The organism is Devosia sp. FJ2-5-3, assembly GCF_029201545.1.
Taxonomy (GTDB): domain Bacteria; phylum Pseudomonadota; class Alphaproteobacteria; order Rhizobiales; family Devosiaceae; genus Devosia.
Genome location: NZ_CP104007.1, coordinates 18116 through 41478, shown reverse-complemented (window position 1 = coordinate 41478; position 23363 = coordinate 18116). Strand labels below are relative to the sequence as shown.

Genomic DNA, 23363 nt, shown 5'->3' with positions numbered 1-23363 from the left:
GACTGGACTCTCACCAGCTTTGAGAGCAATTAGGCGACCGCTTTACGAACCAAAAGCAAACCAAAGGCGAACTCCATGACTGACCATGTTTCCGACGCCAATTTCGGCCAGGAAGTCCTCAACTCCAATGTGCCGGTCCTTGTGGATTTTTGGGCAGAATGGTGCGGACCGTGCCTGGCAATCGCGCCGGTTCTCGACGAATTGTCCACCGAGCTCCAGGGCAAGGTGAAGATCGTCAAGCTCAACGTCGACCAGAACCCCTCGACAACAGCGCAATATGGCGTGCGCTCGATCCCGACCATGATCCTGTTCAAGAACGGCGAAGCCGCCGACATGAAGATCGGCGCCGGCACCCCCAAGGCAGGCCTCGCCAAATGGCTCGAAGGCCACGCAGCTTAAGGATTTTTCCTTCAGCGAGAATTTTAAGACGCCGCCGGTTTTCCGGCGGCGTTTTTTGTTTTTGGGAGCGGGAGCGGTTTTTCTATCTCGGTGCCATTCCCGCGGAAGCGGGAACCGCTGTTTCAACGGGGGTCCCCGCTTTCGCGGGGATGACGTCGTGGGAAGCAATGAGGGCCGCGGGAATGGAACACCCCCTCCCAGCGCCGCTAGGGCCTGCGGCCAAGCTTTGCTGCCCTCCCCTCAAGGGGGGAGGGTGGGGCGACTGGTGCTTTTCCCTCCGCACGGTACTGCCCTCGGGCTCGACCCGAGGGCCGCTGTCCCAGCGCACATTGCCAATATTGGGGCTCTCGGAGTGGCCCTCGGGTCAGGCCCGAGGGAAGCCGGCGGTGTGCTGAGCAATCGGGCACTAGTGCAGACGCTCCAACGCGCCCGTGCCGGAGAGCGCGGAGCAGGGGGGCTTTCTCATTGCGGGCGCGAAGTCAGCACAATTTTCCTTGTTTTCGGGCGCGGTAAAGCCACACAAATAAGTGATTGCCTGAACTGGGCCGCCGCGTCGCCCTACCCATTTGATCTGACCTGTTTTTTCGGAGCTTTGCCTTGGCCGCAATCGAGCTTTCTGCCGCCCCGTTCAATCTCGATGACGAGGCCATTGCCTGGGTTCAGTCGACGCGCGACGGGTTGACGCCGCGCGACAAGCTGGCCCAGCTGTTCGTGCTTTTGGCGCGGGGCTCGACCGAGGAGGCGCTCGAGCAATTGCGCTCGTTTCGGCCGGGCGGGGTGACGCGGATCTATAGTGGCGACCTCGCGGCCGAGATCGCGCTGGCGCAGAATTTTGATACGCTCGGGCCCGCGCCGATGCTGGTGAGCGCCGATCTCGAAGGCAGCCGCATGAGCCTGCCCTTTGGCACCTCCGTGCCCAACCCGCTGGCGCTGGCAGCCGTGGACGATGTGGAGGCGACCACGGCGATCTCGACCATCATGGCCGAGGAAGCGCGGGCCGTCGGGCTCAATTGGAGCTTTACGCCTGTCATCGACATCAATGCCGCCTGGCGTAGTGCCATTGTCGGCACGCGATCCTATGGCGATGATGTCGACCGCATCGAACGGCACGCATTGGCCCAGATTGAGGCGTTTCAGAAGAAGGGCGTTGCGGCGACGGTAAAGCACTGGCCGGGCGAGGGTTTTGACGACCGCGACCAGCATCTGGTGACGACGGTCAATCCGCTGACGCTGGAGGACTGGGAGCAGAAATTCGGGCGGCTCTATCGCGCGGCGATCAAGGCCGGGGTGATGAGCGTAATGTCCGCCCATATCGCCTTTCCGGCCTTTGTGCGCTCGCTCGACCCCGAGGCCAAGGGCGAAGCCTTCCGGCCGGCATCGCTGAGCCGGGTGCTGAACGAAACGCTGCTGCGCGAGCAATTGGGCTTTAACGGGCTGATCGTGTCCGACGCCACGCCGATGGCCGGACTGGGCGATTGGGGGCATCGCGACGAAACCCTGCCCGAGCTGATCATTGCCGGGTGCGATGTCATCCTGTTTTCCGATGATCCCAATGCCGATCTGATGCGGCTGGTGAAGGCGGTGGCCGATGGGCGGCTGACGCAGGAGCGGGTGGACGAGGCGGTGACGCGGATCCTCGCGCTCAAGGCGGCGCTGGGGCTGCACAAGGCGCGGGAGGCGCTGAATTTTGAAGGGGCACGGGCAAAGGTGGCCACGGCGGACAGCCGGGCGCTGGCGCGGGATGTTACCGAGCGGGCGGTAACGCTGGTCAAGGATGTGCCGGGCCTGTTGCCGCTGTCCAAGGAAAAGCACCAGCGGGTGCTGGTCTATTCGACCGGTTCGGTCCAGCCCTTTGCGCCCGAGCCCATTCCGCTGTCGCTGCCGGAAATGCTGGAGACGGAGGGGTTTGCGGTGACGGTTTTTACGCCGGATCTGGCGGTGAACCCGGCGGATTATGACCTTGTGCTCTATCTCCTCGCCGAGGAGACATTGCTGACGAGGGGACGGATATTTTTGGACTGGAAGCGGCTGACGGGGACGGTGTATGGCGCCATGCGCCGGCACTGGCACGATGTGCCGACGCTGATGGTGTCGCTGGGCTTTCCCTATTACCTCCACGACGCGCCGCGCGTGGGCACCTATGTCAACGCCTATGGCTCGAGCGATGAATTCCAGGCGGCCGTGCTGGAAACGCTGCTGGGGCGGAAGCCCTTTGTGGGCAAGAGCCCGCTGGATCCGTTCTGCGGGAGTGAGCAGGGGCGGTATTAGGTTTTTGGGGGCTTGGACTGTAACCACAGGCTCGACTCTTCCTTCCCTTCTCCCCTGAGGGGAGAAGGTGGCCCGAAGGGCCGGATGAGGGTTCAGCGGCGCGGCTTACGACGAGAGCCCTTCACCCCTCACCCCAACCCTCTCCCCTGAGGGGCGAGGGGGCGATAGAGCCGAGCCTTGGACACCAGAAAATCAGTCCGGGGGGGTGTTGTTCTTCGCCAGGACATCGCCGGCGAGGTAGAGCGAGCCGCAGATGAGGACGCGGGCGTCGGGGGTTTTGGCGGCCTCGGCCAGGGCGGCTTCGATCGAGGCTATGGGCTGGGCGGCAAGGCCGAGGGTTTTGGCGCGGGCGGCGATGTGATCGGCCGGATGGGCGTTTTCCTCGCCGGGGATAGCGAGGGTCAGCACTTCGGGGGCGAAATCGGTGAAGGCGGCGAGGAACTCGGCGGGGTCACGATTGCTCATCATGCCCATGATCATTACCAGCGGCCGCTTGTTGTGGGCGTCGAGCTCGGCAATGGCGCGGGCGAGGGCGGCGGCACCATGGGGATTGTGTCCACCATCGAGCCAGAGCTCGTGCCCGGGGGGCAGGAGGTCGCGCAGATCGCCATGGCGGATGGGCTGCATGCGGGCCGGCCAGGTAACGCGGCGGAGGCCCTCGGCAATGGCTTTCTCATCGACCGGCAGGCCGAAATGGCGCGTTGCGGCAATGGCGAGAGTGGCATTGTCGAATTGGTGCGGGCCGAGAAGGGCCGAGGGCGGCAGGTCGAGCAGCCCCTGCTCGTCGGAATAGACCAAGCGTCCATCCTGGGCTGAGCCGTGGAAATCCTCGCCCTGCCAGATGGGGGTGATGCCGAGGCGATGGGCGGCGCGTTCGAGCACTTTTCGCGCTTCGGGGCGCTGGATGCCCATGACCGAGAGGGCGCCGCGTTTGAGAATGCCGGCCTTGTTGTTGGCGATTTCGGTCAGCGTATTGCCGAGGAAACCCTGATGGTCGAAATCGACCGGGGTGATGATGGTGCCCAGCGGGTGCTTGACCACATTGGTGGTGTCGAACGTGCCGCCCATGCCGGTTTCGAGCAGGAGATAATCGGCCGGAGTTTCGGCAAAGAGCTTGAAGGCGGTGACCGTCGTCACCTCGAAAAAGGTGATGCCTTCGCCGGCATTGATGGCTTCCACCTCTTCGAGCGCGGAATTGAGGCGATCGGTCTCGACCAGCTTGCCGGCGAGGCGGATGCGCTCGTTGAAGCGCACGAGGTGGGGGGAATTATAGACGTGCACCGATTTGCCCGCGGCCTCGAGAAAGGCGCGGAGATGGGCGATGGTCGAGCCCTTGGCATTGGTGCCGGCGACATGGATCACCGGAGGCAGATGGTCCTGCGGATTGCCGAGTTTTTCGAGCAGCGGCAACATGCGATCGAGGCTGAGGTCGATCAGCCTGGGATGGAGCTGGCTGAGGCGCTTCAATATGGCGTCAGTGCGGGACATTTTTGGGCTCCGAAATCCGGCGGCATGATCGTGCACGCCTGAATACCCCCTCCCAACCTCCCCCTGGAAGGGGGAGGTTGGGAGGGGGCGGGCAGATAGTTGCGGCACACACCGGCCTGAAACCTCCCCCTCGAAGGGGAGGGTGGGTGGGGGTGTGTCTGGTAGCATTCCCCTCCCAGCTTCGCTAAGCCCCTGCGGGGCAAGCTGCGCTGCCCTCCCCTCAAGGGGGAGGGTGGAGATGGGTCTGAACTTACTTGCGCAGTTCGCCGCCTGTGGCCTTGGTGACGGCGGCGACGATGGCGGCGGAAACTTTTTCGATGTCTTCGTCGGTCAGCGTCTTGTCGCGGGGCTGCAGGGTCACCTCGATGGCGACGGACTTCTTGCCCTCGCCGACATGGACACCTTCGAAAACATCGAAAATCCCGACATCCTTGATCAGCGTCTTTTCGGCGCCCTTGGCGGCCTTGAGGATGGTGGCGGCGGTGACCGCGCGGTCCATCACGAAGGCAAAGTCGCGGCTCAAAGGCTGGAACTGGCTGAGGGCCAGGGCCGGCTTGGTCTTGGTCGCCTTCTTGCGCGGCTCGGGGAGTGCGTCGAGGTCGATTTCGAAGGCGGCGATGGGGCCTTCGATGTCGAGTTCGGCGGCCAGAGCCGGGTGCAGTTCACCGAACCAGCCGAGCGTGACCTTTGGGCCGAGCGCGATGCGGCCGCCGCGACCCGGATGGCTCCAGGCGGCAGGCTCGGGCAGGATCTGGACCTTTTCGATGTCGACGCCAAGGGAATCGAGCACGGCGGAGAGATCGGCCTTGGCATCCCAGACGGAAACGGTCTGCGGCTTGCCGGACCAGTGGCGACCAGAACCGTTGAGCGTGGACGTGCCGGTGCGCACGCCCGAGGCATAGGTGTGCTGGCCTTCGGGCTTGTCGGAGAGAAAGACCTGGCCAACCTCGAACAGGGCCACATCGGCAAAGCCGCGATTGGCGTTGCGGCGCGCGCCGGCAATGATGCCGGGGAGCAGGGACGGGCGCATGTCGGTCATGTCGGCAGCAATGGCGTTCGCCAGCTGCCGGTCCTCGGTGCCGCCGCCAAATCGGGTGGCATCGGCATTGGAGATGAAGCTCCAGGTGACGACCTCATCGAGACCGCGCGTCGCCAACGCCCGGCGGGCGATGCGGCGGCGGTTCTGGATGGTGGTGAGGATGCGCGGGGCAACGTGGTTGAGACGCGGCAGCGGCTCAACCGGGACGTTGTCGACGCCGACCATGCGCATGACTTCCTCAACGAGGTCAGCCTTCTGCGTCACGTCCGGACGCCAGGACGGCACCTTTACCTGACGGGTATCGCCCGAGCCTTCGACGGCAAAGCCGAGGCGGGTGAGGATGGCCTCAACCTCTTCCGGAGCGGAGGTGATGCCGGTGAGGCGCTTCACTTCGGAGAGCGGGAATTCAACGATTGTGTTCGGGAACACGTCTTCGCCTGAAATCGCCGGTTCCTTCGGCTCGCCGCCGCAGAGCTCAAGGACGAGACGGGTGGCCAGCTCAAGACCAGGTTCGGTCAGGGCCGGATCGACATTGCGCTCGAGGCGATAGCGGGCATCCGAGACAATGCCGGTCTTGCGGCCGGACTGGGCGATGAGATCGGGATCCCAGGACGCGCATTCCATCACGACATTGACGGTCTCTTCGGTGACGCCCGAGCGGATGCCGCCCATGATGCCACCGAGGCAGAGCGGGCCCTTGTCGTCGGCGATGACGGTCATGGTCTCGTCGAGCGTATAGATCTTGTTGTCGAGCGCGTCGAACTCTTCGCCCCGCGCATTGCGCAGCACCATGGTGCCTTCGACCTTGTCGGCATCATAGGCGTGGAGCGGACGACCCCAGCCGAGCGAGACCAGATTGGTGATGTCGACGATGGTGTTGATGGGGCGCAGGCCCACAGCACGCAGGCGCGCCTGCAGCCACTCAGGCGAGGGGCCGTTTTTCACATTGGCGATGTAGCGGCCGGCGAACTTGCGGATCGCCTTGGGCGCGCCTTCGGCGAACTGATGCGGCAGGGCCGGGATCGGGCTCGGCCCGGTGGAGGGCACGGGTGAGAAATCGGTTTTTTTCAGCGTGCCGAGGCCGAAGGCGGCGAGATCGCGCGCGACGCCATAGACGCCGGTCGCGTCACCCCGGTTGGGGGTGATGGAGATGTCGAAGACGACGCCATTGATGCCCGCGTAGTCGACATATTTTGCGCCGATCGGGGCGTCTTCGGGCAGCTCGATGATACCATCGTGGTCATTGGAGAGTTCCAGCTCGGCGGCCGAGCAGAGCATGCCATTGGACGGCGCGCCACGAATGACAACGCCACCCTTCAATTCAAAATCCTTGCCCGGAATATAGGTGCCGGGGAAGGCGAAGACCGACTTGAGGCCAGTGCGGGCATTGGGCGCGCCGCAGACCACGTCGATCAATTCGCCGGTGCCGGCATCGACCTTGCAGATATTGAGGTGGTCGGAATTGGGGTGCGGCGTCGCCGAGACGACATGGGCGACCACGAATTTTTCGAGCGCCTTGCCCTGGCTTTCAATGCCTTCGACTTCCAGGCCGATCATGGTCAGCGCCTTGCCGATTTCCTCTGGCGAAGCCTGGGTATCGAGATGCTCATGGAGCCAATCAAGCGTGAATTTCATGTTTCTGGACCTTAACGGAAGTCACTTTTGCTGCCGGTAACAGGCGGCAGCGCGGACGAAAGTTGAAAAAGTTCAACGAGCACATTGGCGAAGCCGCGGGCATCGTCGATGGCTCGGTGCGTGTGGGGGATATGGCCGTAGAACTCGGCCGGCAGCTTGCTCATGCCCCAATCGAGATAGGGCGCACCGCGCAGGGTTCCGGCCATGGTGTAAAGGCAGACGCCGCCGCCGCGAAAAATCTGCCGGCTCTTGAAGGGCCCGGAGAGGACGCGGGTGCCGGCATATTCATCGAGATAATGGTCCATCCAGAGACCATCAAAGATCATGGGCGCGGCCGCGAAGACTTTTGGGCCGGGCAGGCTTTCGACCCAGTCGGCAAAGCGCGGCATGACGACAGCCGGGTCTTCGGCGCCTTCGGTGGCCGCCTTCCAGGCTTCGGGCTGAGTGGCCCACCAGGCCATGGTGGTTTCATTGGTGGTGCGATCCGGCCGGGGTTTTAAGACCGCCTCGAACTCGCCATGGCGCGTGCCATCGGCAGTGATGGCCACCGAAGCAAAGCTCAGCATGGAATTGTGCAGCGGGGTGGGGCCGTCCGATTCGATATCGGTGACGATGAAGATCGGGGTAGCGACGCGATTATAGGTTTCGCGCCCGGCCGGCAGGACCGAGACGAGGCGAAAAATTTCGCAGACGATGTCCATGTCGGGTGAGAAGCCGCCATTGCGGGCGAAATAGTCTTCGTGACCTGCGCGCCATTCCGCATAGGGGCCTTCGCCTTCAAGATCGGTGAAGGCGGGGGTGATCTCGCTGAATTTGCGGGTTTCGACCGAGACGGTTTCGATGATGCAGGCCTCTTCGCCAGCGCCATTGAGGACGATGTCCTGTCGGCCGACTTGGGGCATGGGCTCCTTGCCGGAACCAAAATCGCGAAGCGCGCCGCAGGTGGCGGTCTTCTTGCCAGCAAGGACGAGCGCGAGCAGGCGATCGGCGAGCTCGGGAGAGTCACCGAAGGCGAAGCGGACTTTTGTGTCTGACGACGCCGTCATTGGGCGACACTCTCTTCACGAACACTGCGCGGCCTCCCTTCCCCTTGTGGGGAGGGATTGAGGGTGGGGGTGCGCCCCACGGATAGAGTCTGCGGAGCCACACCCCCACCCTTGGCGCTGCGCGACGTCCCTCCCCACAAGGGGGAGGGAGACGCAGGAGCCGATGGGTTTGGGTGCGCGGACAGCATCGCTTGCTCAGTTAGCTCGACAGGCCGCCAAAAAGGGTGGGGAGATCGAGGGGCCTGAAACCGTAGTGCTCGATCCAGCGCTGGTCGGCGTCGAAGAAGGCGCGGAGATCAGGCATGCCGTATTTGAGCATGGCGAGGCGGTCGATGCCGGCGCCGAAGGCAAAGCCCTGGTAGACGTCGGGGTCGAGGCCGGCTTCGCGCAGGACATTGGGGTGAACCATGCCGCAGCCCAAAATTTCGAGCCAGTCATTGCCCTCGCCGATCTTCACTTCCGAGCCGGAGCGGTCGCACTGGACGTCGACTTCCATGGAGGGCTCGGTGAAGGGGAAGAAGCTGGGGCGGAAACGCAGGGTAACGTTGGGCACCTCGAAGAATGCCTTGAGGAACTCTTCAAGGACCCAGCGCAGCTGGCCGATGTGGCTCGACTTGTCGATGACGAGACCTTCGACCTGATGGAACATCGGGGTGTGGGTCTGGTCGCTGTCATTGCGATAGGTGCGGCCGGGCACGACGACGCGGATCGGCGGATCCTGCGGCGGGGTGAGGTAGGAGGCGGCCGGCTTTTCATTGGTCTTTTTCATGACGCGCACCTGCACCGGGGAGGTGTGGGTGCGCAGGACCTTTTTCACCCCGTCCGGGCCCGGCTTCATGAAGAAGGTGTCATGCATTTCGCGCGCCGGGTGACCTTCGGGGAAGTTCAGCGCGGTGAAATTGTAATAGTCGGTTTCGATATCGGGCCCTTCGGAGATGGAAAAACCCATGTCCGAGAAAATGGCGGTGATTTCGTCGATCGTCTGGGAAATCGGGTGGATGCGGCCGCGCGCAGTGGGCGCAGGCTGCAGCGGCAGGGTGATATCGACGGTCTCGGCCTTGAGGCGGGCTTCGAGCGCTGCGGCCTTGAGTTCGGCGCTGCGCGCTTCGATCAGCCCGGCGATCTCGACCTTGAGGCCGTTGATGGCGGGACCGGCCGATTTGCGCTCTTCGGGAGCCATGGTGCCGAGCGTGCCCAGCAATGCCGAGACGGAGCCCTTCTTGCCCAGGGCGGCGACGCGGACGCTATCCAGCGCGGCTTCGTTTTCGGCGGCGGCAATGGCAACCGACAAATCGGTGCGCAGGGTGTCGATCTCAGCTTGCAGGGACATGATCTTCTTCAACTCGGACGGGCTGGCGCGGTTAGAGCAAACAAAAACGCCCCGCACCAGCCCTGTCGGGCGGCGCAAGGCGCAATTTTTGACCTCAGCAAAGCGGAGGAATGGTCCAGTAGGCGCCCCGTGCGGAGCGCTACCAGGCTTTAGGCAGTCGCGCGGGCGTGGGTGGTGGCCTCGAAGCTTTCGAGGTAAGCCAGCGATGCCTTGGCCTTGGCGACCAGAGCGCCGAACGCTTCGGGCTGGGTGATCGCGAGATCGGACAGCACCTTACGGTCAACGGCAATCTCAGCCTTGGTGAGGCCGTCGATAAATCGGCCATAGGTCAGGCCATATTCACGCACGGCGGCGTTGATGCGCTGGATCCACAGGGCGCGGAAATTACGCTTCTTGTTACGACGGTCGCGATAGGCGTACTGACCGGCCTTTTCCACAGCCTGCTTGGCAATGCGGATCGTAGACTTGCGGCGGCCATAATAGCCCTCTGCAGCCTTCAAGACCTTCTTATGACGGGCGTGGGCGGTTACGCCTCTTTTTACGCGTGACATTTATTCGTGTCCTTCCAGCTTAGCGGTTGTACGGCATGTACCACTTCACCAGACCCTCGTCGCCCTTGGACAGGATCTTGGTGCCGCGGTTGGTGCGGATGTACTTTGCATTGTGGCTGATCAGGCGGTGGCGCTTGCCGGCGACGCCGGCCTTCACCTTGCCGGTTGCGGTGAAGCTGAAACGCTTCTTGGCACCGGACTTGGTCTTCATCTTGGGCATTTTGCGGGTCCTTATTGGTCTGGACGGGTCTTTTGGAACCCATCGCTTTCAAAGACCGCCACGGCATGCCTTTTGGCCGGGCGATCCGGAGAAGTGGGCTCTATAGGACCAATTGGGCAAGGTGGCAAGGGGCGTGAGGACGGCCCGGGCCACCAGGCGGTAAATCCGTCGCGCTACGCAGGCGCACCATTATCGGTTTTCTGCAGCCCGCTCAAAAATGAGTGTTCTGTCTTTCCGAACATTAATGAAACTTTGTCCCGCCCCTGAGCGTCTCTTCTCCATGCCTGACGATGTCGGGCCGCGAAATTTCTCTTTTCCCTCATGGAGTAACCAAAATGCGCTTTATCAAGTCGATCGCCCTCGCCGCCGTCCTCGCCACCAGTGCCGCCGGCATTGCCCAGGCCAGCCCGTTCGATGCCAATGTCTCGTTCGACGCGCTGAACGACGCCTATTTTGCCACCGTTCTGAAGGTCAATCCGTCCGAGGCCCGCTCGCTGGCCGTGGATGTGGACGTCTCCTCGCTGCAGAACCAGATCAAGAACAACCCTTTCCTCGCCCGCACCATCACCGACCAGGGTTTCACGCTTGACCAGATCGTCGGCATCGACAGCGACGCCAATGGCGCCGCCGTGACCCTTTACGCGCTGTAATCGAACCGGCGCGATCAGGACGGGCGGCCTTCGGGCCGCCCTTTTTTTATTGCGGGCGGGCGGCAGCCAGCATGGGCTCGATATGATCTTCGAAAAGGAGACCCGGCTGTGCGGCGAGCGCTGCGCCATAGAGCGCCTCGGCCTCAAGGGAAATCCTGAGAAAACCGGCGAGGCCCTCGACATCTTCGGTGCCGAGCCCGTAATGGCCGGCTTCGAGGCGAGCCAGGATTTCGTGCTTGGACGCAATCATGCCGGAGGTGACGTCGGTCTTGTTGCTCATCGAGCCCTCGCGCTTGATATAGTCATGCAGCGGCGTACCCAGATGCAGCGAGCTCGGCACGGTGCGATAGAGCTGGAGCAGGAATTCGAGGTCCGTCATATTGCTCATGGTGGCATCGAACCGCCCTTCGCAGCGACGACGGTCCCAGACGATCTGGGCGTCCATGGAGAGGTTCACCCATTTGTGTTCCCCCGGCGTCAGGACGCGGTCGGGCCCGGCCCCGACATGGCGGAGATGGCTGAAATCCATGGTCATGACGTCGAGCGCGCTCGAGATAATGGCGTGCTCGGCAAGGCCCGTGAGGGCCAGGGCCAGCTTTTGCGGCTTCATCCGGTCGTCGGCATCGAGGATGGCCGCGTAAGGCGCGTCGAGCGCCTCAAGCGCGACATTGCGGGTGATTGAGGCGCCGCGGCCGATGCCCCCGCTGGTGAGGAACCGCTGGCGGGGATCGGAGAGCCCGGCCTGGGACAGAAACTCTTCATAATTAAAGCCATCGTCGGCCACGATCCAGTGCTGCCAGTCCGCGTGGGTCTGGTCGAGCACGCTCCGCACCGTGGTGGGAAGCGTATCCTGGGCCTTGTAGGCCGGAGTGACGATGGCGATGGTCGTGCTCATGGGGGCCGATCCTTCGTGCAGGGCATAAGGGGTGAGGTGACTTGAACCGCGCGGCAGGCTGTCCCATATCTCTGGCAGGTCGCCGATGCCACTGCAATCGGGTCGGGGGCCGCGGACGTTGCTTGGATCAACAAGGACGGCTTTATGTCGCGTATCTCGGTGTTTTCTGCACCCTTTCTGCTCGGGTTCGACAGCTTCGAAGAGCGGATCGACCGCTTGGCCCGGTCCGCGGATGGCTATCCGCCCTACAATATCGAGCGCAGTCCGGGTGCGGATGGAGCCGAGACATTTCTGATCTCCATCGCCGTAGCCGGCTTTTCCCAGGCAGAGCTGGAAATTGTCAGCGAAGACAACCAGCTCAGTGTCAGGGGAAGGCAGAAGGACGAGCCGGGACGTGAGTTCCTCCACCGTGGCATTGCAGCCCGACAATTCCAGCGCAGTTTTCTGCTTGCCGATGGAATGATCGTGAAGGATGCAACTTTAGGCCATGGCATGCTCGTTATTACTCTCGAGCGCCCCCAAGCGCCCAAGACCGCCCGCCGCATAGAGATACGCTCGCTGTAGTTTGATTTTTGCCGGTGGCCCCGGCAGCGAGCCCAACAACAAGTTCAGGAAAGGGCCATGACGATGATGGATAAACGCACTTCCGACAGCACCGCAGAGCATGTGCATCCGCTCAAGCTTCTGACCCCGGCCCAGTTCGCCGCCCTGGGTGGCAGCGCGGTCGCCTATGTCAAGCCGGTCTCGGGCCACGTCCTCTCAAGCATGATCAGCGACGCCGAGTTCGACGCGGCAGAAGAATATCAGCTCGTCATGTCCGCCGACGGCACGCCCCTGATGGTCGCCGACACCGCCGATGCGGTGACCGAATGGTTGGGGGACAAGAGCCTGGGGCTCGCAACGCTCCACTAAAGCGCGTCGCGATCTCTAGGATTCGCTCTTTGCGCTTTAGCTCTTTGTTTTTACGCATGTCTTTATCCCGAAACCGGTGCCACTTTCGGGAGACATGCTTTAAGCCTAACGGCCATGCCCAGAAATACAAAAGCCCCGCGGCATCGCCCCGGGGCTTTTCATTCTGGCGCCATCACAGGATCAGGCGGCGTAATTGCCTTCGAGCGGTTGAGTCAGGATGGCATAGAGCCGCTCCGTGTCCGGCTCGTGGCGCAGTTGATCGACGATATCCTCGGTGCGCAGCATGCGCGCGACACTGGACAGCGCCTTGAGGTGATCGGCCCCGGCGCCAACAGGCGCCAGCAACATCATGACCAGATCCACCGGCTGGTCATCGACAGCATCGAAATCGATTGGATGGTCGAGCCGCGCGAACGCGGCAACGACGCCCTTGAGGCCAGCCAGCTTGCCATGCGGGATAGCAATGCCATTGCCCAGTCCAGTCGAGCCAAGTTCCTCGCGGCCAACAATGGCCGCAAGGATGTCGGTCCGATCAAGGCCGGTCAATTCCGCTGCCTTGTCGGCAAGCAATTCGAAGAGCTGGCGCTTTGAAGTCATGCCCGTGCAAGTCAGCACGGCGTGCTTTGCCAGGATATCGGCCAATTCCATTAATCTGCCTTGATCTCTATTGAACTAGAGTGCGGCGACCGGATCGCTCAATTGGCGCCGAGGGCGGGGTCGATCCAGCCTATATTGCCGTCGGAGCGGCGGTAGACCACATTCAGCCCGCCATGTCCAGCGTGCCGGAACATCACAACCTGGGTACCGGAGAGATCGAGCTCCATAACGGCCTCCTCAACGCTCATGGAACGCAGGTTCTGCGTGGTCTCGGCAATGACGGGCGGGGCATAATCCTCGTCCAGCTCGTCCATGGCCTCGGAGGATCCGAAAACTGTGTATTGGGCGGGAATGTCCTCGCCAGTGCCATTGGCGCCGCGCGGGTGCTGCTTGAGCTTGCGATTGTATCGGCGCAGGCGTTTTTCGATATTGAGAGCCATCACCTCATAGGCGCTGGTTGCATCGCCTCCCGCGGCGCTCGCCTGCAGGGTGGCACCTGAATCGAGGTGGACGACACAATCGGCACGGAAGCCGATCCCATCCGGGGTGAGGGTCAGATGCCCGTCATAGCCGCCGGCGAAATACTTCCCGACAACGCCGTCAAGATGATCCTGCGCCTTCCCACGCAGGGCATCACCGACATCCATATTCTTTCCCGAAACGCGCAACGTCATGGCTTGTTCTTCCTTTCGGTCGTTGGGCGACGCGATTGGGTCCCGAAAGCCGTTCCCGGTTTTCGGGATCACGCCTGCCAGCACCCTAGATATGAGGTGCCGGTAGAGGTGATGCTAGCCCCACCCCGCGCCGGGGGCAATGCGCAAAGGCGCACCCGCCCCGATTGCGGGAAAGCGTCGAAGAGGCAACGCCGCGCGACGGGCTGGGGTTTCCCCTCTCGAGGAGAAAAACCATTGGCGCAGAGGCGCGTGGTCGCCTCAGGCCATGTTTTCGAGATTCTTCTTCTGGCGCCGGCGGATGACGGAGGAGGGGATGTTCATGCCCTCACGATATTTCGCCACGGTGCGGCGGGCGACGTCGATGCCCTGCTCCTTGCGCAGGATTTCGGCGATCGTGTCGTCGGAGAGGATGTCCTTGATCGATTCGGCGTCGATCAATTGGCGGATGCGATGGCGCACCGCCTCGGCCGAATGGTCGCCACCCCCGTCGCTCGAGGCGATGGCGGTGGTGAAGAAATATTTCATCTCGTAAAGGCCGCGCGGCGTGGCCATGTATTTATTGGCGGTGACGCGGCTGACCGTGGATTCGTGCATTTCGATTTCCTCGGCCACCATCTTGAGCGTCATCGGCTTCAAATGCGCGACGCCATGGGTGAGAAAACCATCCTGCTGGCGCACAATCTCGGCGGCAACCTTGGTAATCGTCTGGGCGCGCTGGTCGAGGCTTTTGGTCAGCCAATTGGCGGTGGCGAGGCAGTCGGAGAGGAAAGTCTTTTCTTCACCGCGGGTCTTCTTGCTGACAATTGCATAATAGACCCGATTGACGAGGACGCGCGGCAGTACATCGGAATTGAGCTCGATCTGCCAGCCGCCATCATTCCCGGAACGAACGAAGACATCGGGCACGACCGTCTCGACCGGGGTGCTTTCGAAGGCAAGGCCGGGTCGCGGATCGAGCCGGCGCAATTCGCCCAGCATGTCCATGAGGTCTTCGCGATCGCAGCCGACCGCCTTGAGAAGCCCCGGCATATTGTGCTCGGCCAAGAGATCAAGATTGTCGAGCAGGCGTTGCATCATCGGATCGAGCCGGTCGCGATCGGCCAATTGCAGGGCGAGGCATTCTGCGACAGTGCGGGCGAACACGCCGACGGGATCGCAGCCCTGGAGGGCGCCGAGAACGGCCTCGACATCGGCAAGGTCGGTGCCGAGCAATTCGGCGATGGAGGTCAGCTCGACAGCGAGATAGCCGGCCTCGTTGAGCCCATTGATCAGATGCAGCGCAATGAGGCGATCGGTCTGGGTGCGCAGCAGCATCTGCGCCTGGGTTTCGAGATGATCGGACAGCCGCGGGCGGCTGGCGACGTACTGGTCGATATCGGGGGCGTCCCCACCCTCGAAACTGCCATTGCGGTCGGGACCGGAAGACTGCCCCAGATCCCCCGGGCTTTCGTCGGGAAAGACATTGTCGACCGAAGTATCGAGACCATCGGCGATCTCACTGGCTTGCGGGATCTGTTCGCCGCCCTGGGCGATCATGCCGTCGAAGGCGTCGCCGGAAAGACTTGTTTCGACGGGCTCGGTCGGCTCGGAAGCTTCGGCCGCGCTGTCCTCGCGTTCGAGCAGGGGGTTCCGGAGCAATTCCTCGTCGACAAAGGTGCTGAGCTCGAGATGACTCAATTGCAGCAGTTTTATCGACTGCATCAATTGCGGCGTCAGGGTGAGGCTCTGCGCCTGGCGGAATTCGAGCCGCGGCGAAAGTGCCATATTTTACAACCCCTTGCATGAGACGCCATGCCGTATTTTTCGGCATTTCGGGCGCAAGATGGCGCAATTCGCGGCGGAGGGCAAGCATCAGGGCAATTATCGTGCCAATTGCCGGGGAGGGGCGGAGCGCAAGATCACGAAGAGGCCGGCATTCTCCGCCCGCTCAGGGGCTTGTCGCTGGACAAGGCAATCTGGCGCGGTGGGGCGGCGTGTGGAAATCCGGCCATCAAAAATCGAGGTCGGCATAGCCTTTCGAGGGGGGCATGGCGACGACGCGATCATTGAGCAGGGTCCGGAAGGCCGGGCGGGATTTGATGCGCGAATACCAGTCGCGCATTTCGGCGGCCTTGGCCCAGTCCATATCACCCAGATAGTCGAGGGTGGATAGATGGGCGGCGAGCGCGAAATCGGCGAGGCTCATTTCGTCGCCGGCCAACCAGTTGCGGCTGGCCAGGAGCCAGTTGAAATAGAGGATGTGCTCGGCAAGATTGGTTTTTGCAGCGCGCAACACGGATGGCTCGGGCGTCGCCCCTTTGAGGTCGCGCTTTGCGATCTTTTCTTCGAAGAGATAGCGGGTGACCTCGTCGTTGAACTTGACCAGCATCCATTCCACCAGCCGCCACATTTCGGCGCGGGCGAGCGGCTCGGCCGGCAGCAGACCCGCCACGGCCTGGGGCGCGTAGAAATCCTCCACCGCATGGATGGCGGCAAAAATGCCGATAATGGGAATTTCCGCCTCGGTGACGAGGATAGGCAGCGTCGCGGCCGGATTGAGATCGAGCAGATAATCCTCGCGCAGCCAGGGCTTTACCTCTTCGACGTCGAGCGGCACGCCATATTCGGCGCACATGAGCCGAATGAGACGCGAAGCTGGATCGAGGGGGTAGTGCACAAGCGTGGGCATGAACGGGCTCTGTCTGGGAACACGGCCGGCGCTTCTCCTCTGCTTGGCGAAAAATTCGAACAAGGCTAAGAGGGCGCGCGACCCAAGAAACGAGTTAGGGGATGGAATGAACGGGGATCAAGGTCTTTTTGTGCCTTTGGTACTGGGAATTATCGAAGGGCTTACCGAATTCCTTCCGGTGAGCTCGACCGGACATCTTCTTCTGGCCGGCCATTTTTTCGGATTGAGCCAGCCGGCGACCTTCATCGTCCTCATCCAGCTCGGGGCGATCCTGGCGGTGATAACCGTCTATTTCGCCAAGCTGGGCCTTCTCATTCGCGATGCGCTGATGGGCAAGGCCTATGCCTGGCACTTTGCGGTGGCAGTCATCCTCGCGAGTGTCCCCGGCGCGCTGGCGGGCGTGCTGTTCCGCGACTATGTCCAGCAGGTCATCTACGAGACGCCGATCGTCATCTGTATTTCGCTGCTCGTCGGCGGTGTGGTCCTGCTTCTGGTCGACCGCATGCCCAAGCGCAATGCCTATGACGACATCTACCAATTCCCTTGGCATCTGGCGCTGATCGTCGGCTTTTTCCAGATGATCGCCCTTATCCCGGGCGTATCGCGGTCCGGGGCGACGGTGGTGGGTGCCATGCTCTTTGGCGCGACCAAGCGGTCGGCAGCCGAATTCACCTTCTTCATCGCCCTGCCGATCATGGTCGGCGCCTTCGGCTATGATCTCTACAAGAGCCGCGATCTCATCGATATGAGCCTGGGGCTCAATATCGCCATCGGCTTTGCCGCGTCCTTCGTGGTGGGGGCGCTGGTGGTGCGCTATCTGCTCGATTTCGTGTCGCGTCACGGCTTTGCGCCGTTCGCCTGGTGGCGGATTGTCGTGGGTGGCGCGGGGCTGATTGCGCTGCTGGTGATGGGCGGCTGAGATTTTCTTTGGGGAAGCAAGATCCCCACCCAACCTCCCCCCTGGTAGGGGGAGGGGTTTTCAGGGGCGCCCAAGCGTCACCGCATACTCGATCTGTCCCTCCCCCCTTTTTCAGGGGGAGGCCAGGAGGGAGTGCTTCACGGTGAAGCCGAACGCTAGCGAGTCGAGGGATCAAGACCCTTGTAGTTGGCCGGGATGGAGAAATAGGAGCGCGGGATCTCGACGCCGGTCTGGACGTCGTAGAGCGAAAAGGTGAGCTCGGCGCCGCTTGGCTCGACAAGGCTCCACTGCGCCAGATCCTTGGTTTCGACGTCGAAAATCAGCGACACCTGCACCGTGCCGGCGACGGTCTGGTCGACCACGGTGATGGCCATGTAACCATCCGAGGTGGAGACATCCACCACATTGGCGTTGAGCAGATTGATCTGGTCGCCGAGGAACTGCCGGAGCGGGATCGAGTCCTGCGGATAGGCGTAATAGGTCTCGTCCTGGCGATTGAGGATGTAGAAGCCGCGACCGACCGAGACGATTTCCTCGCGCGAGGGCGGATTGTAGCGGAAGCGGACCTTGTCGGGCCGCTCGAGGAAGAACGTGCCCTCGGTGCGCCCGCCATTGGTGTCGATCTGCAGGAACCGGCCCGCCATGGTGCGGATGGCGGTGTTGTGGGCGTTGATTTCGCCGATGAGTTGCTGCTCCTCGGGGGAGAGGGTGCGCCCCTGTGCCAGAGCGGGGAAAATGGGGGCCAGCGCCATGGCGGCACCAAGCAGGAGAGCGTGACGGCGAATCATCGTCTGGGATTTCCTCGCGGGCTTTTTCAGGTCAGACTAGGCTAGGCAGCAATTGCGGCAAGAGGTGGAAGGTTCCACCCGCCGGTGCCATCCATTGTGACGGAGATCACGGACAAGATGAAGCGCCTTGCCTCTATTCTCATATTGGTGCTCGCGGGAACGATGCCAAGCCTGGCGGCGCTGCCGCCCCAATATCAGCGGCAGGCGGAAATCGAGGCGGTGCTGAAGGCGGCGGTGGACATATTGGGTGTCGAAAAGCTCGTGGATGGGGTGAACCTGGTTGCACCCGACCGCTATGAGGTCCGGTTTGGGGAGTGCACCATGATGGTGCGCATCATCGACCTGCCGAACAAGCGGGGCGAGGCCTTGGCCGGGCCGCGCCAGTTTTCGGCCATGCCCGAAGCGCCGCGCTGCCCGCCCGTGCCCTGAGCGTTTTTGTTGCGGTAAATGCAAAGGGCGCCCCCCAGAGGAGCGCCCTTACCAATTCAGCCTTGTGTCGCCTCAATAGCCGTCGGAATTGTTGCCGACGAGGATCTCGCGCTTGCCGGCGTGGTTGGCAGGGCTGATGACGCCCTCGCGTTCCATGCGCTCGATCAGGGTCGCCGCCTTGTTGTAGCCAATGGCGAGGCGCCGCTGGACATAGGAGGTGGAGGCCTTCTTGTCGGTGAGCACGATATGGACGGCCTTGTCGTAGAGCTCGTCGCCCGAGCCGGCATAATCGTCGCCGCCGCCGGCAGCGCCGCCATCCATGCCACCCTCTTCGTCATCGGCGGTGACGGAATCGAGATAATCCGGCGCGCCCTGGCTCTTGAGATGTTTGACGACGGCTTCGACCTCCGCATCGGAGACGAAGGCGCCATGCAGGCGCTTGGTGCGGCCGCCCGAGGCCATGTAGAGCATGTCGCCATTGCCCAGGAGCTGTTCGGCGCCCTGTTCGCCCAGAATGGTGCGGCTGTCGATCTTGGAGGTCACCATGAACGAGATACGGGTCGGGAAGTTGGCCTTGATCGTGCCGGTGATGACGTCCACCGACGGACGCTGGGTCGCGGTGACGATATGGATACCGGCGGCACGGGCCATCTGGGCGAGGCGCTGGATGGCGCCTTCAATGTCCTTGCCGGCCACCATCATGAGATCGGCCATTTCGTCGACGATGACGACGATATAGGGCAAGGGCTCGAGATCGAACTCTTCGCTCTCATAGATCGCCTCGCCGGTTTCGCGGTCAAAGCCGGTCTGGACGGTGCGGGAGATTGTGCGGCCTTCCTTGGCGGCTTCCGAGACGCGCTGGTTGAAGCCGTCGATGTTGCGCACACCGATCTTGCTCATCTTGCGATAGCGGTCTTCCATCTCGCGGACGGCCCATTTGAGCGCCACGACGGCCTTTTGCGGGTCGGTGACAACCGGCGTCAGCAGATGCGGGATGCCGTCATAGATGCTGAGTTCGAGCATCTTGGGGTCGATCATGATCATGCGGCACTGCTCGGGCGTCATCTGGAAGAGCAGCGAGAGAATGAACGTGTTGATGCCGACCGACTTGCCCGAGCCGGTGGTGCCGGCGATGAGCAGATGCGGCATGCGGGCGAGATCGGCGATGATGGGTTCGCCGCCAATGGTCTTGCCGAGGCAGATCGGCAGCTTGCCCTTCATCTTCTCGAAATCGGACGAGGCCAGCATTTCGCGGAAGAAGACGGTTTCCCGGTTCTGATTGGGCAGTTCGATGCCGATGGCATTGCGGCCCGGCACCACGGCGACGCGGGCCGAGATCGCCGACATGGAGCGGGCAATGTCGTCGGCCAGCGAGATGACGCGGCTCGACTTGATGCCGGGAGCCGGCTCGAGTTCGAACAGCGTGACGACCGGCCCGGGACGGACATTGATGATGTCGCCCTTGACGCCGAAATCCTGCAGCACTTCTTCGAGCTTGCGGGCCATTGCCTCGAGACGCTCAGGCGCGTGCTCGGGCGAGGGGCCGCCAAGGCGGGGTTCGGCGAGAAGGCTGAGCGCGGGCAGTTCGAACCCACTGGGTTCGTCGAGCAGGCTCGGCTGGGCCTCGCGGAAGACGCGCTGGCCCTGGACCGGGCGCGGTGCGGGTGCGGCGACGCGGGGCGCTGCGGGATCGACCGGGGTAAAGCGCGAATCGCCGCGCTGGGTGTGGCTGACCACGGGCACCGAATTGTCGGGCACAAAGGGGATGTCCGCGTCCTCGACCTCGTCGGGATAGTCGATCTCGGTTTCGTCATAGGCCGGGCGGGCATTGACGCGCGGCGATATCTGCTCGAATGCGGGCTCGACCGGGGCGGCATGGGCTGCCTGGGCATGGACGGCAGGCGCATGGATGCGGCGCTGCGGCGCGACAAAGCCCGGTTCGCGCAGATCGGGTTCGGGTTCGTGCGGGGTGAGGCCAGGCTCGGCGGTATGGTCGCGCCATTCCTGTTCCTCGGCCTGGCGGGCGGCGTGATCGGCCCGGGCGCGACGGAAGGCGGTGCGCAGCGAATAGCCCATATGGACGATCGCGCCGATGGCCACCTCGACCAGCGGATTGGGCTCGCGCTCGTCGGCGATATCGTCCTCGACGACGCCCTTGCGGTTCTTGCGCGGGGCGGTGGGAATGGCGGTGCCAAGACCCATGGCGATCCAGAACAGGGCCAGGGCGGGTGCGGCGATGATGACGGCAAACAGCGCCGAGGTGATCGGCTGCGGCTCTGCACCGGCGACGCTCGCAGCCAGATTGGAAAACAGCATGCCCGAAAGGCCGCCGAGCCCGGTTGGCAGGGGCCAGGTTTCGGGCAGGGGAATGAAGGCAAGAACGCCGGTGGCGAGCAGGGTGGCGCCCAGCCAGGAGAGCACGCGAAGGCCGAGCTTGGTCGGCTGCATGCGCCGCGTCATGGCCCAACCCCAGAGCGCCAGCGGCACGACCATGACCAGCGCGGCCATGCCCAGGAACTGGAACAGGATGTCGGCGATGGCGGCTCCCGGATAGCCCAGCCAGTTCTCCGGCGACTTGGCCGTGCCATAGGACAGGGACGGGTCATCGACCGACCATGTGGCCATTGACACCAGCAATACCGCACAAAGCGCCAGCAGCATCAGGCCTGCAATGCGCAGGGGAATACGGATGGAGATGATGGGGGCCGGCTTGGGCATGGCGGCACTGGGCCGGGCCTTGCCACGTGCGCCGCGGGGCGGCACAGGACGGACGTCATCGAGCGTTGGTACGGGGGAGCTGGGCATGGTCACGCAATACTTTTGCCGGGCAGCGACCATTCGCAGACCCGAGTGCTCCCATGCTAGCGGGCTGTGGTTAATCGCGTGCTAACCATCGGAAATTGTCCGTAAGCGCCCGGCGGAGCGGAATTTTTCGGCAATGCAGCTGTGGGGGGAGTAGAATCGGCCGGCCATTGGCGGCAGGAGCGGGTGGCGCCGAAGCGCCACCCGTGAAGAGGTCAGTTGTAGGCGCGTTCGCCATGCGTGGTGAGGTCGAGGCCATCGCTCTCGCCCCCTTCGGTGACGCGGGCGCCGCCAAAGATCGCCTTGACGATGAGCATGGCGATGAAGGCCACGACACCGGACCAGATGATCGCGACCAGCACGGCCAGGATCTGGGTGACCAGCTGCCCGCCCATGGCATAGCCCTCGGCGCCAAAGCCGCCGAGCGCCGGATCGGCGACGATGGCGGTGCCGATGGCGCCTACAATGCCGCCCACGCCGTGGATGCCGAAGACGTCGAGGCTGTCGTCATATTTCAGCATCGGCTTGAGGGTGACGACGGCCCAGAGGCAGACGAAACCGGTGACGGCGCCGAGAATGATCGAGCCGAAAGTGCCGGCAAAGCCGGCAGCGGGCGTGATGGCGACGAGACCGGCGACGGCACCCGAGATGAAGCCCAGGGCAGAGGCATGGCCACGCATGATCTTTTCGCCCACGGCCCAGGCGATGGCCGCAGCGGCAGGCGCGGTGATGGTGTTGAGGAAGGCCTGGGCGGCAAGCCCGTTGGCGCCGAGGGCAGAACCGGCGTTGAAGCCGAACCAGCCGACCCAGAGCAGGCACGCGCCGATATAGGCGAAGACGAGGTTATGCGGCGCAATCGGCTCCTTCATGTAGCTCAGGCGCGGGCCAAGCACGATTGCGGCGACCAGGGCGGCAACACCGGAATTGATATGGACAACGGTGCCGCCGGCAAAGTCGAGGGCGCCCATGTTGAAGAAGAGGCCGGCGCCCGACCACACCATGTGGGCGATCGGCAGGTAGGAGAAGGTGAACCAGATGGCCAGGAACGCCATCACCGCGCCGAACTTCATGCGCTCGGCAATGCCGCCGACGACCAGCGTGGCGGTGATGCAGGCAAAGGTCAGCTGGAAGACGACGAAGACCAGCTCGGGAATGGTCCCCGAAACGGAGTCCGGGTTCACATTGGCGAGGAAGAAATTGGAGAAATCGCCGATATAGGCCGAAAGGCCCCCCTCGGTGGGGCCCGAGAAGGCCAGCGAATAGCCATAGGCCACCCAGAGCAGCGCGATCATGGAGAAGGCGCCGAAGACCTGGGTCACGACCGAGAGCACGTTCTTGCCGCGCACGAGGCCACCATAGAAGAGGGCAACGCCGGGAATGGTCATGAGAATGACGAGCAAGGTCGAAACGATCATCCAGGCGGTGTCGCCGGTATCGATGGCAGCGATTTCCTCGACGGCAGCGGCGGCCTCAGGGGCGGCGTCCTGCGCCAGGGCCGGTAGGGCCAGAAGGAGGGAGGCCAGTGTAGCGCTCCCCAAGAGTTTGGACATTTTCATCAAAAATTGCCTCCGGAAGGGATGACGCTCAGAGCGCGGATGGGCCGGTTTCGCCGGTGCGGATGCGGGTGACAGCGAGAAGGTCGAGCACAAAGATCTTGCCGTCGCCGATGCGGCCGGTCTGGGCGGCGTCGCGGATTACCGTGCTCACCTGATCGGCGAGCGCGTCATCGACGGCGATTTCGAGCTTGAGCTTGGGGAGGAAGTGCACGGCATATTCGGTGCCGCGATAGATCTCGGAATGGCCTTTCTGCCGGCCATAGCCCCTCACCTCGGTGACGGTCATGCCGTGGACATCGAGGGTAGTCAGAGCCTGTCGCACTTCCTCGAGCCGCGACGGCTTAATGATAGCAACCACCAGTTTCATAGAACCCCCTTGGCGCCATCGGGCGCGTGCTGGACGGAGATGATGACTCAAGTGCCGTGCCAAGTGCTGCCAAGGCAGATTGTCTCATGATGTCAGTGGGTTACGCATAGGGTTAAACCGCCCGTCGCCG

22 protein-coding genes are annotated in these 23363 nt (G+C 63.0%); 7 read left to right on the top strand and 15 right to left on the bottom strand.

Translation table 11 applies throughout. The annotated features are described in order from the left end of the window. The first annotated feature begins 75 nt into the window (after positions 1-75). Complete coding sequence (gene trxA, locus N0P34_RS00195; protein WP_275605015.1) at positions 76-399, top strand: thioredoxin; 324 nt, start codon at positions 76-78, stop codon at positions 397-399. A gap of 597 nt (positions 400-996) precedes the next feature. Then, positions 997-2667 carry a glycoside hydrolase family 3 N-terminal domain-containing protein gene (locus N0P34_RS00190; protein ID WP_275605014.1) on the top strand — a complete coding sequence of 557 codons (1671 nt, stop codon included), beginning with the start codon at positions 997-999 and terminating at the stop codon, positions 2665-2667. A gap of 192 nt (positions 2668-2859) precedes the next feature. Here the strand turns inward: N0P34_RS00190 and N0P34_RS00185 are convergent, their stop codons facing one another. The 6 genes from N0P34_RS00185 to rpmI form a co-directional block, all read right to left on the bottom strand. After that, positions 2860-4155 carry a folylpolyglutamate synthase/dihydrofolate synthase family protein gene (locus N0P34_RS00185; protein WP_275605013.1) on the bottom strand — a complete coding sequence of 432 codons (1296 nt, stop codon included), beginning with the start codon at positions 4153-4155 and terminating at the stop codon, positions 2860-2862. Positions 4156-4405: 250 nt separating this feature from the next. Continuing rightward, positions 4406-6829 (bottom strand): phenylalanine--tRNA ligase subunit beta, encoded by a 2424-nt coding sequence (pheT, locus tag N0P34_RS00180; protein WP_275605012.1) that lies wholly within the window; start codon positions 6827-6829, stop codon positions 4406-4408. A gap of 11 nt (positions 6830-6840) precedes the next feature. Further along, entirely contained in the window at positions 6841-7875 is a 1035-nt protein-coding gene (locus N0P34_RS20140; RefSeq protein WP_345774446.1) for an ASCH domain-containing protein, read from the bottom strand. 199 nt (positions 7876-8074) lie between these two features. Beyond that, a complete protein-coding gene (pheS, locus tag N0P34_RS00170; protein ID WP_275605011.1) occupies positions 8075-9205 on the bottom strand; it encodes a phenylalanine--tRNA ligase subunit alpha in 1131 nt (376 codons plus the stop codon). A 149-nt stretch (positions 9206-9354) separates the two neighbouring features. Then, the gene (gene rplT / locus N0P34_RS00165) at positions 9355-9756 is read right to left on the bottom strand and encodes a 50S ribosomal protein L20 (protein WP_275605010.1); all 402 of its coding nucleotides are present in this window, start codon (positions 9754-9756) and stop codon (positions 9355-9357) included. Positions 9757-9775: 19 nt separating this feature from the next. Then, positions 9776-9976, bottom strand: a complete 201-nt coding sequence (rpmI, locus tag N0P34_RS00160) for a 50S ribosomal protein L35 (protein WP_046105910.1) — start codon at positions 9974-9976, stop codon at positions 9776-9778. A 335-nt stretch (positions 9977-10311) separates the two neighbouring features. Here rpmI and N0P34_RS00155 point away from each other — a divergent pair, with 335 nt between their 5' ends. Further along, on the top strand, positions 10312-10626 hold the full coding sequence (locus N0P34_RS00155) for a hypothetical protein (RefSeq protein WP_275605009.1): 315 nt from the start codon (positions 10312-10314) through the stop codon (positions 10624-10626). A gap of 46 nt (positions 10627-10672) precedes the next feature. Here the strand turns inward: N0P34_RS00155 and N0P34_RS00150 are convergent, their stop codons facing one another. Further along, positions 10673-11521 carry a glycosyltransferase family A protein gene (locus tag N0P34_RS00150; RefSeq protein WP_275605008.1) on the bottom strand — a complete coding sequence of 283 codons (849 nt, stop codon included), beginning with the start codon at positions 11519-11521 and terminating at the stop codon, positions 10673-10675. 144 nt (positions 11522-11665) lie between these two features. Here N0P34_RS00150 and N0P34_RS00145 point away from each other — a divergent pair, with 144 nt between their 5' ends. Together N0P34_RS00145 and N0P34_RS00140 are read left to right on the top strand one after the other, a co-directional pair. Continuing rightward, entirely contained in the window at positions 11666-12085 is a 420-nt protein-coding gene (locus N0P34_RS00145) for an Hsp20 family protein (protein ID WP_275605007.1), read from the top strand. Between the two features lie 57 nt (positions 12086-12142). Further along, positions 12143-12433 (top strand): DUF1150 family protein, encoded by a 291-nt coding sequence (locus N0P34_RS00140; RefSeq protein WP_275605006.1) that lies wholly within the window; start codon positions 12143-12145, stop codon positions 12431-12433. A gap of 180 nt (positions 12434-12613) precedes the next feature. Here N0P34_RS00140 and ptsN read toward each other — a convergent pair whose 3' ends face one another. The 4 genes from ptsN to N0P34_RS00120 all read right to left on the bottom strand — a co-directional run bounded on the left by ptsN (position 12614) and on the right by N0P34_RS00120 (position 16372). Next, positions 12614-13081 (bottom strand): PTS IIA-like nitrogen regulatory protein PtsN, encoded by a 468-nt coding sequence (gene ptsN / locus N0P34_RS00135; RefSeq protein WP_275605005.1) that lies wholly within the window; start codon positions 13079-13081, stop codon positions 12614-12616. Positions 13082-13128: 47 nt separating this feature from the next. Continuing rightward, positions 13129-13704 carry an HPF/RaiA family ribosome-associated protein gene (locus N0P34_RS00130; RefSeq protein ID WP_275605004.1) on the bottom strand — a complete coding sequence of 192 codons (576 nt, stop codon included), beginning with the start codon at positions 13702-13704 and terminating at the stop codon, positions 13129-13131. Positions 13705-13962: 258 nt separating this feature from the next. Further along, on the bottom strand, positions 13963-15468 hold the full coding sequence (rpoN, locus tag N0P34_RS00125; RefSeq protein ID WP_275605003.1) for an RNA polymerase factor sigma-54: 1506 nt from the start codon (positions 15466-15468) through the stop codon (positions 13963-13965). Between the two features lie 226 nt (positions 15469-15694). Then, on the bottom strand, positions 15695-16372 hold the full coding sequence (locus N0P34_RS00120) for a glutathione S-transferase family protein (RefSeq protein ID WP_275605002.1): 678 nt from the start codon (positions 16370-16372) through the stop codon (positions 15695-15697). Between the two features lie 106 nt (positions 16373-16478). Here N0P34_RS00120 and N0P34_RS00115 point away from each other — a divergent pair, with 106 nt between their 5' ends. After that, positions 16479-17291, top strand: coding sequence for an undecaprenyl-diphosphate phosphatase (locus tag N0P34_RS00115; RefSeq protein ID WP_275605001.1), 813 nt, complete (start codon positions 16479-16481; stop codon positions 17289-17291). Positions 17292-17446: 155 nt separating this feature from the next. On the opposite strand, the gene N0P34_RS00110 is transcribed toward N0P34_RS00115, so the two are convergent. Beyond that, complete coding sequence (locus N0P34_RS00110) at positions 17447-18079, bottom strand: outer-membrane lipoprotein carrier protein LolA (protein ID WP_275605000.1); 633 nt, start codon at positions 18077-18079, stop codon at positions 17447-17449. A gap of 117 nt (positions 18080-18196) precedes the next feature. Here N0P34_RS00110 and N0P34_RS00105 point away from each other — a divergent pair, with 117 nt between their 5' ends. Next, a complete protein-coding gene (locus N0P34_RS00105; RefSeq protein ID WP_275604999.1) occupies positions 18197-18508 on the top strand; it encodes a hypothetical protein in 312 nt (103 codons plus the stop codon). A 72-nt stretch (positions 18509-18580) separates the two neighbouring features. On the opposite strand, the gene N0P34_RS00100 is transcribed toward N0P34_RS00105, so the two are convergent. From N0P34_RS00100 to N0P34_RS00090, 3 genes are all read right to left on the bottom strand, one after another. Continuing rightward, positions 18581-21313: a DNA translocase FtsK gene (locus N0P34_RS00100; protein ID WP_345774465.1), complete on the bottom strand. Its 2733-nt coding sequence runs from the start codon at positions 21311-21313 to the stop codon at positions 18581-18583. A gap of 212 nt (positions 21314-21525) precedes the next feature. Next, a complete protein-coding gene (locus tag N0P34_RS00095) occupies positions 21526-22866 on the bottom strand; it encodes an ammonium transporter (protein WP_275604998.1) in 1341 nt (446 codons plus the stop codon). Between the two features lie 28 nt (positions 22867-22894). Next, positions 22895-23233, bottom strand: a complete 339-nt coding sequence (locus tag N0P34_RS00090) for a P-II family nitrogen regulator (RefSeq protein WP_275604997.1) — start codon at positions 23231-23233, stop codon at positions 22895-22897. Positions 23234-23363: the final 130 nt, after the last annotated feature.

What these genes read in the sequence shown, in the direction of transcription:
- trxA (WP_275605015.1), top strand. Translation starts at nt 76, where the DNA reads ATGACTGACCATGTTTCCGACGCCAATTTCGGCCAGGAAGTCCTCAAC.
- N0P34_RS00185 (WP_275605013.1), bottom strand. Translation starts at nt 4,155, where the DNA reads ATGTCCCGCACTGACGCCATATTGAAGCGCCTCAGCCAGCTCCATCCC.
- pheT (WP_275605012.1), bottom strand. Translation starts at nt 6,829, where the DNA reads ATGAAATTCACGCTTGATTGGCTCCATGAGCATCTCGATACCCAGGCT.
- N0P34_RS20140 (WP_345774446.1), bottom strand. Translation starts at nt 7,875, where the DNA reads ATGACGGCGTCGTCAGACACAAAAGTCCGCTTCGCCTTCGGTGACTCT.
- pheS (WP_275605011.1), bottom strand. Translation starts at nt 9,205, where the DNA reads ATGTCCCTGCAAGCTGAGATCGACACCCTGCGCACCGATTTGTCGGTT.
- rplT (WP_275605010.1), bottom strand. Translation starts at nt 9,756, where the DNA reads ATGTCACGCGTAAAAAGAGGCGTAACCGCCCACGCCCGTCATAAGAAG.
- rpmI (WP_046105910.1), bottom strand. Translation starts at nt 9,976, where the DNA reads ATGCCCAAGATGAAGACCAAGTCCGGTGCCAAGAAGCGTTTCAGCTTC.
- N0P34_RS00155 (WP_275605009.1), top strand. Translation starts at nt 10,312, where the DNA reads ATGCGCTTTATCAAGTCGATCGCCCTCGCCGCCGTCCTCGCCACCAGT.
- N0P34_RS00150 (WP_275605008.1), bottom strand. Translation starts at nt 11,521, where the DNA reads ATGAGCACGACCATCGCCATCGTCACTCCGGCCTACAAGGCCCAGGAT.
- N0P34_RS00145 (WP_275605007.1), top strand. Translation starts at nt 11,666, where the DNA reads ATGTCGCGTATCTCGGTGTTTTCTGCACCCTTTCTGCTCGGGTTCGAC.
- N0P34_RS00140 (WP_275605006.1), top strand. Translation starts at nt 12,143, where the DNA reads ATGACGATGATGGATAAACGCACTTCCGACAGCACCGCAGAGCATGTG.
- ptsN (WP_275605005.1), bottom strand. Translation starts at nt 13,081, where the DNA reads ATGGAATTGGCCGATATCCTGGCAAAGCACGCCGTGCTGACTTGCACG.
- N0P34_RS00130 (WP_275605004.1), bottom strand. Translation starts at nt 13,704, where the DNA reads ATGACGTTGCGCGTTTCGGGAAAGAATATGGATGTCGGTGATGCCCTG.
- rpoN (WP_275605003.1), bottom strand. Translation starts at nt 15,468, where the DNA reads ATGGCACTTTCGCCGCGGCTCGAATTCCGCCAGGCGCAGAGCCTCACC.
- N0P34_RS00120 (WP_275605002.1), bottom strand. Translation starts at nt 16,372, where the DNA reads ATGCCCACGCTTGTGCACTACCCCCTCGATCCAGCTTCGCGTCTCATT.
- N0P34_RS00115 (WP_275605001.1), top strand. Translation starts at nt 16,479, where the DNA reads ATGAACGGGGATCAAGGTCTTTTTGTGCCTTTGGTACTGGGAATTATC.
- N0P34_RS00110 (WP_275605000.1), bottom strand. Translation starts at nt 18,079, where the DNA reads ATGATTCGCCGTCACGCTCTCCTGCTTGGTGCCGCCATGGCGCTGGCC.
- N0P34_RS00105 (WP_275604999.1), top strand. Translation starts at nt 18,197, where the DNA reads ATGAAGCGCCTTGCCTCTATTCTCATATTGGTGCTCGCGGGAACGATG.
- N0P34_RS00100 (WP_345774465.1), bottom strand. Translation starts at nt 21,313, where the DNA reads ATGCCCAGCTCCCCCGTACCAACGCTCGATGACGTCCGTCCTGTGCCG.
- N0P34_RS00095 (WP_275604998.1), bottom strand. Translation starts at nt 22,866, where the DNA reads ATGAAAATGTCCAAACTCTTGGGGAGCGCTACACTGGCCTCCCTCCTT.
- N0P34_RS00090 (WP_275604997.1), bottom strand. Translation starts at nt 23,233, where the DNA reads ATGAAACTGGTGGTTGCTATCATTAAGCCGTCGCGGCTCGAGGAAGTG.